Source organism: Proteus sp. GOKU (assembly GCF_015475555.1).
In the GTDB taxonomy this organism is placed as follows: domain Bacteria; phylum Pseudomonadota; class Gammaproteobacteria; order Enterobacterales; family Enterobacteriaceae; genus Proteus; species Proteus mirabilis_B.
The window spans coordinates 2296272-2313955 of record NZ_CP034105.1 but is presented as its reverse complement, the minus strand read 5'-3'; the positions used below and the strand labels follow the sequence as shown (position 1 = coordinate 2313955).

The 17684-nt window shown below is 35.8% G+C and carries 14 protein-coding genes and 5 tRNA genes; 14 read left to right on the top strand and 5 right to left on the bottom strand.

Going from position 1 to position 17684, the window contains the following annotated elements:
• Window positions 1–76: 76 nt before the first annotated feature.
• Entirely contained in the window at window positions 77–568 is a 492-nt protein-coding gene (locus EHE21_RS10775; RefSeq protein ID WP_194950662.1) for a DUF4822 domain-containing protein, read from the bottom strand.
• Window positions 569–1526: 958 nt separating this feature from the next.
• On the opposite strand from EHE21_RS10775, the gene EHE21_RS10770 reads away from it, so the two are divergent.
• The 4 genes from EHE21_RS10770 (at window position 1527) to EHE21_RS10755 (ending at window position 5641) form a co-directional block, all read left to right on the top strand.
• Window positions 1527–2747: a PfkB family carbohydrate kinase gene (locus EHE21_RS10770; RefSeq protein ID WP_194950661.1), complete on the top strand. Its 1221-nt coding sequence runs from the start codon at window positions 1527–1529 to the stop codon at window positions 2745–2747.
• A 27-nt stretch (window positions 2748–2774) separates the two neighbouring features.
• Window positions 2775–3512, top strand: a complete 738-nt coding sequence (locus EHE21_RS10765) for a glutamine amidotransferase (RefSeq protein ID WP_109393946.1) — start codon at window positions 2775–2777, stop codon at window positions 3510–3512.
• Window positions 3513–3642: 130 nt separating this feature from the next.
• On the top strand, window positions 3643–4599 hold the full coding sequence (locus tag EHE21_RS10760) for a DMT family transporter (protein ID WP_075674018.1): 957 nt from the start codon (window positions 3643–3645) through the stop codon (window positions 4597–4599).
• 10 nt (window positions 4600–4609) lie between these two features.
• Complete coding sequence (locus EHE21_RS10755; RefSeq protein WP_194950660.1) at window positions 4610–5641, top strand: methylphosphonate esterase; 1032 nt, start codon at window positions 4610–4612, stop codon at window positions 5639–5641.
• Window positions 5642–5751: 110 nt separating this feature from the next.
• Here EHE21_RS10755 and glpX read toward each other — a convergent pair whose 3' ends face one another.
• Window positions 5752–6732 (bottom strand): class II fructose-bisphosphatase, encoded by a 981-nt coding sequence (gene glpX / locus EHE21_RS10750; RefSeq protein ID WP_075674020.1) that lies wholly within the window; start codon window positions 6730–6732, stop codon window positions 5752–5754.
• 206 nt (window positions 6733–6938) lie between these two features.
• Here glpX and EHE21_RS10745 point away from each other — a divergent pair, with 206 nt between their 5' ends.
• The 10 genes from EHE21_RS10745 to EHE21_RS10700 all read left to right on the top strand — a co-directional run bounded on the left by EHE21_RS10745 (window position 6939) and on the right by EHE21_RS10700 (window position 14687).
• Window positions 6939–10013 (top strand): DUF2339 domain-containing protein, encoded by a 3075-nt coding sequence (locus EHE21_RS10745; RefSeq protein WP_194950659.1) that lies wholly within the window; start codon window positions 6939–6941, stop codon window positions 10011–10013.
• A 96-nt stretch (window positions 10014–10109) separates the two neighbouring features.
• Window positions 10110–10514: a GFA family protein gene (locus EHE21_RS10740; RefSeq protein ID WP_088495338.1), complete on the top strand. Its 405-nt coding sequence runs from the start codon at window positions 10110–10112 to the stop codon at window positions 10512–10514.
• Window positions 10515–10728: 214 nt separating this feature from the next.
• On the top strand, window positions 10729–11388 hold the full coding sequence (locus EHE21_RS10735) for a LuxR C-terminal-related transcriptional regulator (protein WP_194950658.1): 660 nt from the start codon (window positions 10729–10731) through the stop codon (window positions 11386–11388).
• Window positions 11372–13204: an excinuclease ABC subunit UvrC gene (uvrC, locus tag EHE21_RS10730; RefSeq protein ID WP_088495340.1), complete on the top strand. Its 1833-nt coding sequence runs from the start codon at window positions 11372–11374 to the stop codon at window positions 13202–13204. Before EHE21_RS10735 ends, uvrC begins: the two co-directional genes overlap by 17 nt.
• 55 nt (window positions 13205–13259) lie before the next feature.
• A complete protein-coding gene (pgsA, locus tag EHE21_RS10725; protein ID WP_075674025.1) occupies window positions 13260–13808 on the top strand; it encodes a CDP-diacylglycerol--glycerol-3-phosphate 3-phosphatidyltransferase in 549 nt (182 codons plus the stop codon).
• A gap of 141 nt (window positions 13809–13949) precedes the next feature.
• A tRNA-Gly gene (locus EHE21_RS10720) sits at window positions 13950–14025 on the top strand.
• A 25-nt stretch (window positions 14026–14050) separates the two neighbouring features.
• Window positions 14051–14124 (top strand) — tRNA-Cys (locus tag EHE21_RS10715).
• Between the two features lie 5 nt (window positions 14125–14129).
• Window positions 14130–14216: transfer RNA gene (locus EHE21_RS10710), tRNA-Leu, on the top strand.
• A gap of 130 nt (window positions 14217–14346) precedes the next feature.
• A tRNA-Leu gene (locus EHE21_RS10705) sits at window positions 14347–14433 on the top strand.
• 167 nt (window positions 14434–14600) lie between these two features.
• Window positions 14601–14687: transfer RNA gene (locus EHE21_RS10700), tRNA-Leu, on the top strand.
• A 59-nt stretch (window positions 14688–14746) separates the two neighbouring features.
• Here EHE21_RS10700 and EHE21_RS10695 read toward each other — a convergent pair.
• The 3 genes from EHE21_RS10695 to EHE21_RS10685 form a co-directional block, all read right to left on the bottom strand.
• On the bottom strand, window positions 14747–15916 hold the full coding sequence (locus EHE21_RS10695; RefSeq protein WP_194950657.1) for an iron-containing alcohol dehydrogenase: 1170 nt from the start codon (window positions 15914–15916) through the stop codon (window positions 14747–14749).
• A gap of 228 nt (window positions 15917–16144) precedes the next feature.
• On the bottom strand, window positions 16145–17056 hold the full coding sequence (locus EHE21_RS10690; RefSeq protein ID WP_194950656.1) for an AraC family transcriptional regulator: 912 nt from the start codon (window positions 17054–17056) through the stop codon (window positions 16145–16147).
• 166 nt (window positions 17057–17222) lie between these two features.
• Complete coding sequence (locus EHE21_RS10685) at window positions 17223–17588, bottom strand: DUF305 domain-containing protein (protein ID WP_088495343.1); 366 nt, start codon at window positions 17586–17588, stop codon at window positions 17223–17225.
• Between the last annotated feature and the right edge of the window lie 96 nt (window positions 17589–17684).

The following is a 17684-nucleotide window of genomic DNA, read 5'->3' as shown; positions in this document are numbered from 1 at the left end:
ACTTATCTTTATAAGTAACCCTTTTTATTTGTTTATTGAGTAGGGCTAATTTGCAGGTAAAAACAACGTGTTAAATTTACTTTTTAACGTGATGAATAATATCGAAATAGGTATTACGATCATCAGCATTTGGATAAATACGATAGGTATACTCGTCATTTTTAACTGTGATATTTTCTACATCTCGGGTGAATAGTGTTTTACCTTCAGTATCTTTGGCAACTAAGGTACGTAATTTACCATCATCTGACATTGACCAGTCGCCCTGCATTTTTTGTTTACCTTCTGGTGTAAACATAATAAATGTGCCATTCGGGTAGTATTCAGCAATGCCAAAATAATTGCTTACTTGTGTATTATCTGAACTTATTTTATTACCTTTTTCATCGACCGCATCTGTAGTTACCCAGACTTTTTCTATCATGATTTTCTCATAGTCATTCAGCTCTTTTTGAGCCTGAATAACGCTTTGAGCTTGAATATTGGTAGATGATGTTGAACTCTCTGCGGCAAAAAGAGAAAAGCTAGCGCTTAATAATGAGATTGCGATAAGTGATTTTATTTTCATTGATATATCCTTATTTTTCGTTGTGTTTTTTGTCAGGAGTTTATGTTGTGTCTGACGATATGAATAAACTTAAATATAAAATAGGCAAAGTGCGAGGAAAGAAGTATGTCTAAATGTTTCTGATGAAAAGACTTTCTGACAAAAATAAAAGGTTTAAAATATCGATATATTTATTTTTATTGAAGTTATTATCTGCGTTTATTCTTATTCTAGATGTAATTACTGTGAATGAAGTGGTTAAAAAAACAAATCATATTTATAGATAGTATAGAAAATAGATAAAAACCATTCTTGATTTACAATATGAACTCAAAGATTGACTTACAGATGAACTAAATAGACAAAGTTGATGGTATTTTTATCTAACTAAATGTTACTTGGATCACAAAAATGAAAGATGAAAACTGAGCGTGTTTTAAGCATTGCTTTTGCATTACTTAAGTAATTTGCGTTATTTTGTAAAGGGGTATCGTTTTCCTTGGTATTTAATGATTAGAATTTCTTTATTGTAAATATGGGCTAAAAATTAAAGATGATAAAAATAATTAATGCATTGCTCGATTCAATTAGATTGTATTTTATTTAAGCATTATTACGGTTATTTTACAGAAATATAAAATGTTTTTTTTGTAATGTCTTATTTATAAAAGTAAATTTTATTCTTGCATGTAAAATTTTAATATTATTCTCTTTGGATAGCTAAAAACTAATATTAAATTTATTTATACTAAATAAGTTAACGTTACGTTATTTAATGATTCTATTTTTTATAAAAAAAGAATAAGCCTCAAATTTATTTATTAAATAATCTTACGATTATCATTGTTTATTTCTGTTTATTTTTGTTTTTTATTTTTGTATTTCTGCTTTTTTTTGCTTTTAATAAATAACATATGATTGTAATCACAATCCCATAACAACTAATAAACTAAAGTTGTTGCCATAGAGGTAACATTAAATGAAAGCAGAACGTCATAAGAAAATAATTAATCTGATCAAGGGTAATGGTGCAGTAAAAGTTTCTGTTTTGGCTAAAGAACTTGATGTTACCAAAGAAACAATACGATCAGATTTAAATACACTAGCAGAAAAAGGAATTATAAAAAGATGCCATGGTGGCGCTTTTATAGAATTTGAAACATTAGACAAAGTAGCTAAGAAAGAAATTATACAATTTTTGGAATGTAATGATCAAATTGATAAAAACGATTTAGCAAACAAGACAGCAATAAATAAGGTGTGCGTACTGGGTTCATTTAATGTTGATATGATTAGCTATCTTCCTAGATTGCCAGAAGCCGGGGAATCCTTATTATCGAATAAATTTATCTTCTCACCGGGAGGTAAAGGCTGTAACCAAGCACTGGCTGCGAGTTATGCCGATGCGCAGGTCCATTTTATTACTAAGATAGGCACTGATCAATTTAGTGATTATGCAGTTAATTTTATATCGTCATCAAGAATAAAAACATCAACGATATATCAAACTGAAAATTACCAAACAGGAACAGCTTCTATTTTTGTTTCGGAAGAGAGTGGGGAGAATATTATTTCTATTTACTCTGGTTCTAATATGGATATTTCTGCTGATGAAGTAAAAATACAGAAAGATAAAATTATTGATGCAGATATCATTTTACTACAATTAGAAACGAATATTGAAGCATTAAAAGAAATTATTGCTATTGGAAACGAGAATAATATTCCTATTATTCTTAATCCAGCACCGTATAACAAAATAGTTAATGAATTACTTCCAATGATAGATGTATTAACACCTAATGAAACGGAAGCAAGTTTATTATCTGGAATAGAAGTGCTCGATTTAGAATCTGCAAAAAATGCTGCAGTTTCTATTTATCAACAAGGCGTAAATAAGGTGGTTATTACGCTAGGTAGTAAAGGTTCGTTAGCTTATGACGGATATAAGTATATTTACTCGCCGGCATATCCGGCAGTGGTAAAAAATACAGCAGGGGCAGGTGATGCTTTTAATGGTGCGCTCGCTGCCTCGTTGGCAAAAGGAAAGCAGTTTTCTTATGCGTTACGCTATGCATCAGCTTTTTCATCATTAGCTGTTGAGACGAGTAATGCTTCAGAAATGCCTGAAGATATTAATGTCATACATCGCATCAATCAAACAACATATTCACAGATTGTCACCCAATCCCCTGAATAAATAATCTTTTTTGAAAGAGGAATAAAAATGAAAATCTTATTTATTGGTGAGTCATGGCACATTCATATGATCCACTCTAAAGGCTACGATAGTTTCACTTCCAGCAAATATGAAGAAGGTTCAACGTTCTTATTAAGTTGCTTAAGAGAAAAGGGTGTTGAAGTTGATTATATGCCTGCTCATACCGTTCAGGTTGCATTCCCACAAACAGCCGAAGCATTGGCTAAATACGATGTCATTGTTATTAGTGACATTGGTGCAAATACGTTCCTTCTGCAAAACGATACTTTCTATAACATGAAAGTTATTCCTAACGCACTAGGGTTAATTAAAGAGTTTGTAGTGAATGGCGGTGGCTTATTAATGATTGGTGGTTACCTGTCATTTATGGGTATTGAAGCTAAAGCAAACTACAAAAACACATTACTTGCAGAAGTTCTGCCTGTCGAAATGCTGGATGGTGACGATCGTGTTGAAGCGCCTGAAGGTGTATTTGCAAGTGCAGTGAATGCTCAGCATGCATCAGTAAAAGGTTTTGGTGAATGGCCAATGTTCCTTGGCTATAACAAAGTTTCAGCTAAAGAGAATACAGAGACTGTATTAAATATTGGTGAAGATCCATTACTGGTATTTGGTCAGTTCGAAAAAGGAAAAACAGGCTGCTTTATGAGTGACTGTTCTCCTCACTGGGGTAGCAAAGAGTTTTTAGCATGGCCTCATTATGCCGATATGTGGGTCAACATTCTTAAACAAATCGCCCGTTAATTTGAATTAAGAATAACTGTCATAAAAAGTAAAAAAGCGCAGAGTTGCCGCTCTGCGCTAATAAAAAACCGATTACTTGAAAAATAAAAAAAGAAATCACTCATAGCCAATAATCCAAAAGGAACATCTTATGAGTACAAAAAATTTATCAACACCATTGCTGATGTTAGCAACTGTGTTAGCAGGTATGCTATCACCAATGCAGTCTGCGGTGAATGGGCAGTTAGGGCATGTTTTAAAAGATGGTAACGCCAGCGCAGTTATCTCTTTTGCTAGTGGTTTAGTGGTGATGTTTTTTATCATCATGTCGAAAAAACAGTATCGCCAGCAATTTGCTTCAATTCCAAGTTTAATTAAAACGCGCAAAATTCCATTATGGAACTGGTTTGCGGGTCTTTGTGGTGCAATGGTTGTTTTCTCTGAAGGGGCTTCTGCGAGCGCATTAGGGATTGCAACATTCCAAACAGCATTAATCTCAGCACTCTTATTATCAGGTCTATTATGTGACCGCTTTGGTGTTGGCGTAGATGAGAAAAAATACTTCACGCCATATCGTGTATTAGGTGCAGTGTTAGCCGTTGTTGCAACTTTATTTGTGGTTTCTCCACAATGGCACTCAACCTCATTTATTTATTTAGCAATCTTACCTTTCCTTGCAGGTTTATTAGCCGGTTGGCAGCCAGCAGGTAACTCTAAAGTTGCAGAAGCAACAGGTTCTATGATGGTGTCTATCACTTGGAACTTTATCGTTGGCTTCACCGTTTTAACCATTGCTCTTATTGTTCGTATGGCATTAGGTCATATCACTCTTGAATTACCAGGTACTTGGTGGATGTATTTAGGCGGTCCTTTAGGACTCATGTCTATCGCATTAATGGCTATTTTAGTTCGTGGTTTAGGCTTACTGATGTTAGGTGTTGCTTCAACAGCGGGTCAATTATTAGGTTCTGTATTAATTGACTTATTATTACCTTCATTAGGCAATACTGTTTATTTAGTGACAATCATCGGTACATTATTTGCGCTAGTAGGTGCGATTGTAACCACAATCCCTGAATTCAGAGCCACTAAGTCAGCAAAAGCGTAGGAGTATCGTAATGAAAGGTTATATTCAAACCGTAACTGGCCCCGTGAAAAAAGAAGATATGGGGTTAACATTGCCCCATGAACACCTCTTTAATGATCTCTCTGGTGTTGTTGATGAACCTTTTTATGAATTCTCGCATGTGTTAGTTGATAAAAAAGTGAGTGCAGATATTCAGTGGGGACTTAAATACGATCCATATTGCTGTTGCGATAATATGGATAAAAAACCAATCGAAGATGTTATTTTTGAATTAAATAACTTCAAAGAGTTAGGTGGAAGAACAATTGTTGATGCAACTGGCTCTTCATCTATTGGACGTGATATTAGAAAACTAAGACAAGTTGCAGAAATAACAGGTATTAACGTTGTAGCTTCTTCCGGGCTTTATATTGAGAAGTTTGAAGGGGAGCGACTGGCTGATGATATTGATGCAATGGCAAAAATCATTGATGATGAATTAAATGTAGGTATCGATGGCACTGATATTCGTGCAGGTATGATTGGTGAAATTGGTGTTTCTCCCTTCTTTACAGATGGCGAGAAAAATAGCTTAAGAGCGGCTGCTATTGCACAAAATAGTAATCCTCATGCATCGATGAATATTCATATGCCGGGTTGGCAACGTCGTGGTGATGAAGTTTTAGATATTCTATTAACTGAAATGGGATGCAATCCCGCTAAGATTTCATTGGCACACTCTGATCCATCAGGTAAAGATTTTGATTATCAATGCAAAATGCTAGATCGTGGTGTTTGGCTTGAGTTCGATATGATTGGTCTTGATATCTCTTTTCCTAAAGAAGGGGCAGCACCAAGTGTTATGGATACCGTAGAAGCTGTCGCAACCTTAATTGAAAGAGGCTATGGTAGCCAAATCGTATTAAGCCATGATGTGTTTTTAAAACAGATGTGGGCAAAAAATGGAGGTAATGGCTGGGGCTTTGTTCCTAATGTATTCCTTTCATTATTGGCTCAACGTGGCATTGATAAATCTATTATCAAGAAATTATGTGTTGAGAATCCAGCCAATTTATTGGCTTAAATCTGAAGTGAATAAATAACAATAAATATACCCCTTGAAATAAATTTAGCGGCACTTTAATCGAGTGCCGCTTTTTTTATGTCTCAAGGAAAGAAAGACAAATTGAGGTATTAACGTAAATGGTAATTCTCAATATAACGTAATGAATGTGTTGAACCATTAATTACTAAAGAGTGTGTTTGTAGGTATTGGGTTTGTTGATTAACACCCGATAAGAAATCACCGGCAGTAATTGCGGTTGCTGCAAACATAACATCTTGGTTACGTACTAATGTGTCTAGTGATAGTTTGATATTTACATCAGTACCCATTTTATGACAACGAGCAATTTCAGAAATGGCATATTCTCTATTTTCTGCACTATTTCCTTTGGCAATATCACGAGTAATTAAGCGTGCTTGCATATCTCCGCCCAATGCCTTAGCAATAGCGGCACTAATAACACCTTCAGGTGCTCCACCAATACCGTACATAACATCAATACTGTTATTAGGCATTGTGGCATATAAAGAGGCTAAAACATCACCGTCAGGAAGTGTAATAACATTAATGCCTTTAGCGCGTAGATCTTTAATAATATCGTGGTGACGCGGTTTATCTAAAATAGCGAGCGTTAATTGCTCAATAGATTTATTTAATGTTTGTGCAATAGCATCAAGGTTATATTCGAGACAATGGTTAAGGTCAATCACACCCGCAGCTTGCTTCCCAACAATTAATTTTTCCATATACATATCGGGAGCTTGTAAAAAACTACCCTCAAAGCCAGCGGCTAAAATTGCTAGGGAATTATTTTCGCCCGTTGCTACCATACGAGTACCGTCAATTGGGTCAACTGCGATTTCTATTTTATCACCTTTCCCATTACCGACTTTCTCACCAATATAGAGCATAGGTGCTTCATCTATTTCACCTTCACCAATGACAATTTCACCATTGATATTTAGGCTATTTAAACGTTCACGCATGGCACTGACTGCTGCATCGTCTGCTGCGTTCTTATTTTGTTTTCCAATCCAAGGCATTGCTGCAATAGCTGCGGCTTCTGTGACAGAAGCGATAGCATTAGTTAGTTCGTCATTTAATTTCATATTATGAGTGTGTTTTGCGATATAAATGGAAGATTAAGATAGGTTATCGATCATACCTTTTTTTCGAAATTATGTGCTAGGTTTAAATCAAGAGTTCTCGAAATAGGTTATTTAGGAATAAACTAAGATAAATCTGTGAAAATTAAAGTATAACTAAGGTTAAGAGATCAAAATCATGTGATGCTTAATGCAAAAGGATTAGGTTTATGGACGACTTTTTGGCGCTCATTGTTACAATATTTGTCGTAGTATCTTTGTATTGGCAATACCACGCTTATACAAATAGCAACTCATTGTTGCATCGAATTAAACAGCTTGAAGAAAAGTTTACTGAGCAACAAGAGAAATTATTTAAGTTATTAAATAAAGACAAAACTGTGGATATTCGCACAGAGCTTGACGCTCAGGAAAGCGAAGTTAAGGATTTATCTCGTGATATAAAAAGAGAGCCTCAACCAACAGTTTCAGCCGCTTCAACTTATCAACCCAAAACGGTTGCCCCTAAAACAGTTGAACCTATTAATACAACAGAACATGTGCAAAATAAGGTGCAGAATAAAGAAACGCCTGTATATCAACATGCACAAACATCACAAGAAACGACATTTAATAAAGTTTCTCCTAAAGAAGAAAATCCAGTTACTCAATCTTCTATGGTTAATGATATTAACCTTGAAAACAAACAACCTAATAAGCCAGAAATATCAACAGTCCCTACACCTAAAGAGCCTGAGTCTTATCAACCTAAGGTAGCAACAAGCCGTTTTGCTCGTCATTATCAAAAAGAGGCGAAGCAAACATATACTGAATCAACATCAGAGTCGCTTGTGGAGAATAACGCGAATGTGGTAAGTGCTAGCCTTACGGGATCTGAAACAGGTCATTTAGGAAATGCCACACCTCAAGTAAATAGACCTGCATCGCAATATAGACCTAATTTAAATCCTCGACCAAAACGTCAACAAAAATCGATTTTGGGGCTTATTTGGAATTGGGTAGTAACAGGAAATCCGCTGGCAAAAATAGGGATGTTATTGCTCTTTTTTGGCCTGTCTTATTTACTTAAATACAGTATTGAGAATGAGCTTGTCTCAGCGTCAACACGTTTAATGATGGCTGGAATAGGGTGTTTTGCCTTATTAGGTATTGGCTGGTGGCTTAGAAAGAAAAACCTGATATATGCATTAATTTTACAAGGTGGCGGTATTGGTGGGCTTTATATTACTATTTTTGCTGCGACTAAAATTTATGACTTTATTCCTATTGGCATCGCTCTCGCTATTATGGTGTTTATCTGCTTGGTCAGTGTGAGTTTGGCGGTTATTCATCGAGCTATTAGTTTAGCGGTATTAGCTTCATTAGGTGGTTATTTAGCACCTGTTCTATTGTCTACGGGCAGTGGCAATTATATTGCATTGTTTAGCTATTATCTTATTCTTTCAATTGGTATTCTTATTATCAGCCATTGGCAAGTTTGGCGTTTATTAAATCTTATTGGTTTTGCTTTTACTTTTGGTATTGGTTTTATATGGGCAATACCAAATTACACTCATGTCGATTATTTACCTTGCCAGCTATTTTTAATTGCAAATTGGTTGATTTTTGGTGTCGCAACAGAACTTTCAACATTAAAAAATAAACTGAAACTTAATATTCCTTTTGATGCCACATTACTATTTGGTACGCCGTTAATTGGTTTTATCTTCCAACATCGATTAGCCTCAGAATGGCCATATGGTGTTGCTATTGCTTCATCACTTTATGGATTAGCTTATTTTGCACTAAGTTGGTTTGCACTTAAACGTTATCGCGAAGAGGGTAAATTGCTGGCAATTGCCTTCTTTATGCTCTCTGTCACCTTTGCCACTTTAGCCGTACCATTTGCATTCTCTGCTGAATGGACATCAATTGTATGGGCAATTGAAGGGGTAATGATCCTTGCATTTTCTGTTTTACAGCAACAAAAGAAACCTGCTATTGCGGGGACTATTTTAGTTGCGGTTTCCTTTGTTCTATCATTTAACATGCCTGTTATTTTGTTAGGCGATTGGCTAATGATTGTAACACAAGTGATTGTTGTATTTGCCGTCACAGTACTGTGGTATCGAGCTAAATTTACTAATATTGATAGTCAAACTATTGGATATGTAACACTATTTATCTCGGTTGTAAGTTGGGGATATAGCGTTTTACTTTTACAAGAATATGGCGAGTATTGGCTCTACCCAGAGGTAAAATCCATTACCTTTGCATTTATTCTTATTAGCTGTTGGGGCATGTTCTTTGCGGGTAAGAAAACCCAATTTTCTGAGTTGGCAAGTTGCTCTATTTTATTATGGCCGATGTCAGCACTTATTATGTTGGTGTACATCTATCTTGCAGGTTCGCTAATTGATAATTGGTTCAGTGCAATTATCTGGGTTGCAATTTTTGCGAGTGGTTTCTATTTGCTTAAAGCAAATACGTTATTGCCGAAGCAAAGGATCAAAAAAGCATTGATCCATGGTATGCATCTTGTCTTTATTGGTATTTTCTTATTAACTGAAATTATTTGGTTAATGGATGTTACGTATCTTTATGTGAGCTTACATTTTGCTAGCGTCATTTTTGCTATAAGTTTATTTATCGCAATAAGCTATATGCTAGCAATGAGAGTTAATTGGATTAAAGAGTATCAAAATACCTATTGGCTAGTTACTTCACCTGTTTTAGGCTTACTGGCACTTTCTTTAATCTTTGCAAACTTTAATAACGGTACTGAAAGTGGAATTAAATTTATTCCATTATTTAATTTGATGGATCTAATGGGTGTTATTGGAGTATGGGTTGGCTATAAATTTATTTCAGTAATAAAACAGTCACCTAAGTATCAAGCATTATTACAAAATAACTTACCTCTATTAAATTACATTATTCCCGCAATGATTTTTTGGTGGGCAAACGGTATTTTATTAAGAGGGTTAGTCTTTGCAACAGATATTGATTGGTCGAGTTATGCAATCATTAATTCCAAAGTGATCCAAACAGTATTAGCCATTATTTGGGCGATTACAGCATTAGTGACTATGGTAATGGCGACACGTCAGAAATCACGCTCACAATGGTTTATTGGTGGTGTACTGTTGGCTGTGGTTATTGCTAAACTCTTTCTAATTGATACATCATTAAGTAGTGGATTGCTAAGAGCATTGGCCTTTATTGGAGTTGCAATACTGATTTTATTAATCGGGTATTTCTCACCATTACCACCGAAAAAACAAACTAACAATACAAGTGTGTAAGTAATATTTTAGTTTACTATGTGTTTATTTTAGTAATTAAATCATGCATATAATCTTAAATGGTTAGTGCATGATTTAACGAAAAGGAGAACCATAATGCATCAAGGTCAATGTTTATGCGGTAAAGTTAAACTATCAACAGCACAAGATATATCTGCGCTCAGTGTTTGTCATTGCAGTATGTGTTTGCGTTGGAATGGTGGTCCAGGTTTTTCAATTGATTGCAAATCAGATTTGAAGATTGAAGGCGAAGAAAATATAACACGCTATGATTCATCTTTATGGGGAGAACGGGCATTTTGTAAGCATTGTGGTTCTCATCTTTTTTACCATCTAAAAGAAACCAATACTTACTATGTATCAGCAGGATTATTCCCTGATGCAAAAGAAAGCAAACTAACAATGCAAATTTATATAGATAGTAAACCTCCTTATTATAATTTTGTAGAAAAAACACCAATGCTAACAGAACAAGATATTATGAATATGTTCAATAAATAATATTTTATTTATTGGTTTTTTGTATTTTTAAATTTTAAAAGACTCTTTTATATATGAGTCTTTTTTTATAAATGGATTTTATTAAATAAATATTAATTAATGCTAAGAAAGAGGTAGGTTGCTGTTTTTTATTATAGTATGATGTTTTCTTTAGAATTTATGATAAGTTACCTAATGTTTTTTTGTTATGTCTTGATTTAAAAGGAGCGTGTTATTGATAAATACATTGATAATAAGTCAAGTTGAAATATTTAGCTTGGGAATAAAAACACTTCTTAGTCAGATTAAAAAAATCAATGTCCGAAAGGTGATGAATGATGAAAGTGATGCATTTCGTTATTGTCGACAATTTTCGGTTAATCTTATTATTATTTATTCAGTACCATCACTCTCATTAATTGATTCTATAAAAAGAATAAAGCGATCATCTTTATCAATTAAAATCATTGTTATTTCACCAAAAATAGACTCTATATTATCAATAACACTTCTTCAATTGGGTATTGAAGGTTTTATTGTTATTGATACTTCTTGTGAAAATATTCTACAAGCTATCCGACAAGTTTGTATCGGTCAACGGTATATAAGCCAAGAGTTAGCGATGGAAATCGCACTAACAAAATTACAGCAAGAATTAAATCCGTTACATCACCTTTCAGAAAGAGAATTGCAGATTATGTCGATGATCATTAGAGGAAAAAAAATCTCACAAATCGCAAGTGAGCTGAATATTAATACAAAAACGGTAAATAGCTATCGTTACCGAATGTTTAGTAAACTTAAAATCTCAGGTGATGTAGAATTAACACATATAGCAATACGCTATGGGTTAATTGAGATAGAGAGTCATTTACAAAGTGGAAGACAAATTTGACGCCAAAGCATTCTTAAGCCGAGTCACTGATAAACCGGGTGTTTATCGGATGTACGATGCGACAGACACAGTAATCTATGTTGGCAAAGCTAAAGATCTGAAAAAAAGGCTTTCAAGCTATTTCCGTACACAAGTAAATAGCCGTAAGACTGAAGCTTTAGTGAAGTGCATCGCAAATATTGATGTCACGATCACCCATACAGAAACGGAAGCTTTATTGCTTGAACATAGCTACATCCAACGTTATCAACCTCGCTATAATGTGTTGTTACGCGATGATAAATCCTATCCTTATATTTATTTAAGTGGTGATAAACACCCTAGACTTGCTAGTTACCGTGGTGCAAAACATGCCAAAGGGGAATATTTTGGACCTTTCCCTAACTCTTTTGCAGTAAGAGAAACATTGGCATTAATGCAAAAATTGTTTCCTATTCGTCAATGCGAAGATAGTGTTTATCGCAATCGTTCAAGACCTTGTTTGCAATATCAAATTGGCCGTTGTCTTGCACCTTGTGTAAAAGGCTACGTTTCTGATGAAGAATATGCCCAACAAGTTAATTATGTGCGACTTTTCCTTTCAGGTGATGATACGCAAGTTATTGACGGATTGGTTAAACGTATGGAAGAAGCCAGCCAAGAATTACGTTTTGAAGAGGCCGCTCGCATTCGTGATCAAATCCAAGCCGTAAGACAAGTGACCGAAAAACAATTTGTCGCCAATATTGGTGATGATCTTGATGTGATCAGTGTTGCTTTTAATGGTGCTATTGCTTGTGTTTATGTCCTCTTTTTCCGTCAAGGTAAAGTGTTAGGAAGTCGGAGTTATTTTCCTAAAGTCCCTGCAAATACCTCAATCGATGAAGTTGTTCAAACTTTTATTGGTCAGTTTTATTTACAAGGTAGTGCAATTCGAACTTTACCGACTGAAATCTTGCTCGATTTTGATTTAGAAGATAAAGCCATTCTTTCTGAGTCTATTTCTTCAATAGCGGGGCGAAAAATTCAAATTCAAACAAAACCGCGCGGTGATAGAGCTCGTTATTTAAAATTGGCGAGAACAAACGCAGCAACAGCATTGGCTTCAAAACAAGTCGAGCAATCGACAATTTCACAACGTTATACCTCGTTGATGTCTCTTCTTGATATGAAAGAGATAAAACGAATGGAATGTTTTGATATTAGTCACACTATGGGAGAGCAAACTGTGGCTTCATGTGTAGTATTTGACATGAACGGCCCATTAAAATCTGAATATAGGCGCTATAATATCAGTGGTATTACTCCTGGTGATGATTATGCGGCGATGAATCAAGTGCTCACTCGACGTTATGGTAAATCATTAGAAGAGACTAAGGTTCCAGATATTATCTTTATCGATGGTGGTAAAGGGCAATTAGCACAAGCAATAGAGGTATTTGATTCTCTTGATGTTGATTGGGACAAATCACACCCGAAATTAATAGGTGTCGCAAAAGGGAGTGATCGTAAAGCAGGGCTTGAAACCTTGTTTTTTGTGCCTGAAGGTGAAGGGATGGCATTACCTTCTGATTCACCTGCGTTGCATTTGATCCAACATATTCGTGACGAATCGCATCGTCATGCAATAACAGGGCACCGTCAACGTAGAGCAAAAGTTAAAAATACCAGCTCGTTAGAGTCTATTGAAGGTGTAGGGCCTAAGCGCCGTCAAATGTTGTTGAAATATATGGGAGGGCTACAAGCTTTGCGAGACGCAAGTGTTGAAGAAATTGCGAAAGTCCCCACAATTTCGACTGCATTAGCAGAAAAAATTTTTAATGCGTTGAAACACTAAGTGTATTGATGCACCATATTAATAACTCTCACTTTTCTAGGTCGTGTAGAACGCTATGCAACTAAATATCCCAACTTGGCTAACTCTATTTCGTGTCGCACTAATCCCATTCTTTGTTTTGGTGTTTTATTTACCATTCAAAGATGCTCCATTAGTCTGCGCTATTATTTTTATGGTAGCAGCTGCAACTGACTGGTTTGATGGTTTTTTAGCTCGTAGATGGAAACAAACTACTCGCTTCGGGGCTTTTCTTGACCCAGTAGCAGATAAAGTAATGGTTGCAACAGCACTTGTTTTAATTACTGAATACTATCATGAGTGGTGGATAACCTTACCCGCAGCAACCATGATTGCTCGTGAAATTATCATCTCTTCACTAAGAGAATGGATGGCTGAATTAGGAAAGCGTAATAGTGTTGCAGTTTCTTGGATAGGAAAAGTGAAGACGACCGCACAAATGGGATCGCTGGTTGTGTTATTATGGCGTCCTACTGTTGAAGCAGAGTGGTTTGGATTCGCTTTATTATATATCGCAACAGTGCTGACTTTCTGGTCAATGTTTCAATATTTGAGCGCTGCGTGGTCAGATTTGCGCGAAGGTTGATCGAAATGACTGAAAATTCACCGAACAGTCAAAAAGATGCAAATATAGTGTTGACTAGATTCAGGAAATCAGTAGAATGCAACGCATCGAAAGGCACAACGGTTTACGGAAATAAATAAGTAAATCAGCAGGTTCGGTAAAGCGGGAATAGCTCAGTTGGTAGAGCACAACCTTGCCAAGGTTGGGGTCGCGAGTTCGAGTCTCGTTTCCCGCTCCAATCTCTAATGAGATTGAGCAGTTGAGGCGCGTTGGCAGAGTGGTCATGCAGCGGATTGCAAATCCGTGTACCTCGGTTCGATTCCGGGACGCGCCTCCATTAATGCCCAGGTGGTGAAATCGGTAGACACAAGGGATTTAAAATCCCTCGGCTGTAAGGCTGTGCGGGTTCAAGTCCCGCCCTGGGCACCATCTCTTTTAGGTAAAGAGTTTGGTGCAAAAAAGAAAGTCCATTGTAAATGGCATTGGGAAGTAAGTAATAAGTCGTCCATACCAGTATCTCTCTTAGTAATAAGAATTTACGGGCGCACCACAGAATTTAGCCCAGGTGGTGAAATCGGTAGACACAAGGGATTTAAAATCCCTCGGCTGTAAGGCTGTGCGGGTTCAAGTCCCGCCCTGGGCACCATATAAATACGGACCTTAACTTAGGTCCGTTTTTTCTTCCACTAGCAACCAAGTTGGTGAGAGAAGAGTAAAAAACTAAAGTTAGCTTAGAAGTAAATGCTTTAAATTTATTTGTTATCTATCTTGTTTGATAAATGGATGTTAAGCGTAACAAGTAAATACAATTTAGCCCAGGTGGTGAAATCGGTAGACACAAGGGATTTAAAATCCCTCGGCTGTAAGGCTGTGCGGGTTCAAGTCCCGCCCTGGGCACCATATAAAGAAGCGGACCTCATTGAGGTCCGTTTTTTTATCTACTTAATACTAGAATGGTATTAAAAACATGCTTCCAAAATATCGAGCACATCTTTAGTTGTTATCTTTTTATAGCCTCTACCAATAATTGTGGTTGATTGTGCAATCTCAGGAAGCATCTCTCTTGTTGCACCTAAGTCTTCTAATGAAGTCACAATACCGGACTCTTTTGTGAAATGTTCCAGTGCATCAATACCTTCAAGTGCAATTTGATCTTGTGTTTTACCTTCAGTGGAAATTCCCCATACTTGAGTGGCAAAGCGTACAAATTTCTCGATACCAAATTTATAGATAAAACGATAATAAGGTAGAGAAATTGCAGCAAGTCCCATTCCATGAGCACAGTCTGTATAAGCTCCTAATTGATGCTCAATCATGTGAACTTGCCAATCTTGCGTTTTTGATAATCCTGTGAGGGTATTTAATGCAAGTGTTGCATTCCACATAAGATTACTTCTTGCTTCGTAATCACTTGGATTTTTAAGTGCAACACGTAAATTATCAATCGAAGATTTTAATAAACTTTCAATTAAATAATCCGTTGTATTTGCACCTTGATCAGAAAAGTATTGCTCCATCAAATGAGACATCGTGTCAAAAACACCACTCACCATCTGATATTGAGAAACTGTAAAGGTATATTCTGGATTTAAAATTGAAAATTTAGGGGATATATTGGCAGGAAAAACACGCCCAATTTTATATTTAGTCTCTTCATGGGTAATGACTGAGCCACCATTCATTTCAGAGCCTGTGCCTACCATGGTAAGAATTGATGCGACAGGAACAATTTTATTTGTCACATCTTGATATTCAACCCAGTATTTTTGAAAAGGATCTTCATTTTCACAATAAGCAGAAACAGAGATGCCTTTTGCACAATCAATAACAGAGCCACCACCGACCGCTAATATTAAGCTGACATTATGTTCACGTACTAATTGAGCACCTTCCATCATTTTCGCATAGGTTGGATTGGGCATAACGCCAGATAACTCAACTACCTTTTTTCCTGCATGTTTAAGTATTGCCATGACTTCGTCATAAAGGCCATTAGATTTGATAGCGTTACGGCCATACATCAGCATGATGGTTTCGCCATAATGTGATAATTCATCATTTAATTTAGCAAGAGAGTTCTTACCAAAATGAATGGTGGTTGGATTATAGTAAGAGAAATCGAGTTGCATTTTGAGATCCTATTGCCAGATTAAAGATTATCTAATTGAAGTCGATTGTATTTTTTAACTTCAAATAAGATAGGAATGGATTATTTGTTGAGGAGAATGCTATCGCTTTCCCATTTAGAAATGAATGTCTGATCTTCTTAGTCTCTTGCCTATTTTTCCAAAAAACTAAAATGATGATTGTGAATAATATAAGTTAGATAAGAGAGAGAATAAGAGAGTTTATAACGGTTAAATACGATCTGTTTCTTTAAGCATCTTAATATCGGTTGCTGGTGGAGCCCCGAATAATCGGCTATATTCACGACTAAATTGAGAAGGGCTTTCATAACCAACTCGGAAAGTGGTTGTCATTGCTCCTAAATTTTCAGTTAACATCAATCGACGGGCTTCACTGAGTCGTAATTTTTTTTGGAATTGAAGTGGAGTCATTGATGTCATCGTTTTAAAATGAGTATAAAAAGCAGATTTACTCATTCCTGAACATGAAGCCAATTCATTGATGTTTAATGGTTTTATATAATTACTTTTTAGCCAATCAATGGCTTTAGCTATTTGATGACTATGGCTACCCGCAGTAACGATTTGATTCAAACGTTCACCTTGTTCTGTAATCAGTAGACGATAGAAAATTTCACGTTTGATCCCTGGAGCAAGGATTTTAATGCTATCAGGTTCATCAAGAAGAGTGAGCAAGCGAATAAATGCATTGACTAAAGGCTCTGATAATTCACCGATTGCAATGCCTTTTTGGGCATTTGAATCTGGATTAAATGTTAATTCACTATCAACGATGAGTTGGGATATTTCTTGCAGATCTAACTCCATAACTAGCCCTAAAAACGGTTTCTCGTTGCTGGCTTTCATAATATTTGCCATAACAGGGAGTTCTATTGAAGAAATTAAAAAATGGTTGGCATCGTAAATAAAGCTCTCTTCTCCTAAGATCACTCTTTTTTCACCTTGGGCAATTAAACAGATCCCCGATTTGTGAGTATGGCTGGTAATTGGTGTAGGAGATGTCCAGTGTGTTAGCGTTAATCCCGGAATTTGAGTTTCAAATTGATTAGTATCGTGAGTCCATTTTTCAATCTGCATGGCGAGTTTTTGAGTTAATAACGCCATGTTTTCTAATTTATTCATATGGACTCCATACGGGATAAAGTGATTAATGTTGTGGTAATTGTAAAATTATAATGTATGAGATGAAGATTAGAAAATTATTTGATTTATCTTTAATAAGAATTTGGAAGGGAAAAATTAAAAATGAGGTAGGCTGTGCCTAATAAATCACAGCCTTATAAATTTATTATTTATTGGTTCTATTTTTTTCTAACCATTTTTGCATTTGTTCTATTTCAGGGCCTTGCGCATCAATAATAGCTTGAGCTAGTTTACGCATTTCAGGATCAGTACCATATTTCAACTCAATTTTAGCCATATCAATAGCGCCTAAATGGTGGGCAATCATGCCATCAGCAAAAGCAACATCTGCATTATCAGTGTTCATTCCTTTTGCCATATCAGCATGCATTTTATTCATAGATTCATTGAGCTCTTTTTGCATAGGAGAGCTATTGTGTGATGCATCCATATTCATATGTGTATTGTTTGCCATTGCACCAAAAGAGATAGCGCTCATTAAAATAACAGCAGCAGGTAAAATCTTTTTCATAACAGTTTCCTTGGATTTATCGTGAAATTGTTATCACTCTAAAGATTCCCCCTAGGGGAAGGTCAATGTTGTTATTCAAAGTTTAATGTTCTTTAC

Bases quoted from the DNA above. Each gene is read 5' to 3' on its own strand.
- EHE21_RS10775 (WP_194950662.1), bottom strand. From the start codon at position 568: ATGAAAATAAAATCACTTATCGCAATCTCATTATTAAGCGCTAGCTTT.
- EHE21_RS10770 (WP_194950661.1), top strand. From the start codon at position 1,527: ATGAAAGCAGAACGTCATAAGAAAATAATTAATCTGATCAAGGGTAAT.
- EHE21_RS10765 (WP_109393946.1), top strand. From the start codon at position 2,775: ATGAAAATCTTATTTATTGGTGAGTCATGGCACATTCATATGATCCAC.
- EHE21_RS10760 (WP_075674018.1), top strand. From the start codon at position 3,643: ATGAGTACAAAAAATTTATCAACACCATTGCTGATGTTAGCAACTGTG.
- EHE21_RS10755 (WP_194950660.1), top strand. From the start codon at position 4,610: ATGAAAGGTTATATTCAAACCGTAACTGGCCCCGTGAAAAAAGAAGAT.
- glpX (WP_075674020.1), bottom strand. From the start codon at position 6,732: ATGAAATTAAATGACGAACTAACTAATGCTATCGCTTCTGTCACAGAA.
- EHE21_RS10745 (WP_194950659.1), top strand. From the start codon at position 6,939: ATGGACGACTTTTTGGCGCTCATTGTTACAATATTTGTCGTAGTATCT.
- EHE21_RS10740 (WP_088495338.1), top strand. From the start codon at position 10,110: ATGCATCAAGGTCAATGTTTATGCGGTAAAGTTAAACTATCAACAGCA.
- pgsA (WP_075674025.1), top strand. From the start codon at position 13,260: ATGCAACTAAATATCCCAACTTGGCTAACTCTATTTCGTGTCGCACTA.
- EHE21_RS10695 (WP_194950657.1), bottom strand. From the start codon at position 15,916: ATGCAACTCGATTTCTCTTACTATAATCCAACCACCATTCATTTTGGT.
- EHE21_RS10690 (WP_194950656.1), bottom strand. From the start codon at position 17,056: ATGAATAAATTAGAAAACATGGCGTTATTAACTCAAAAACTCGCCATG.
- EHE21_RS10685 (WP_088495343.1), bottom strand. From the start codon at position 17,588: ATGAAAAAGATTTTACCTGCTGCTGTTATTTTAATGAGCGCTATCTCT.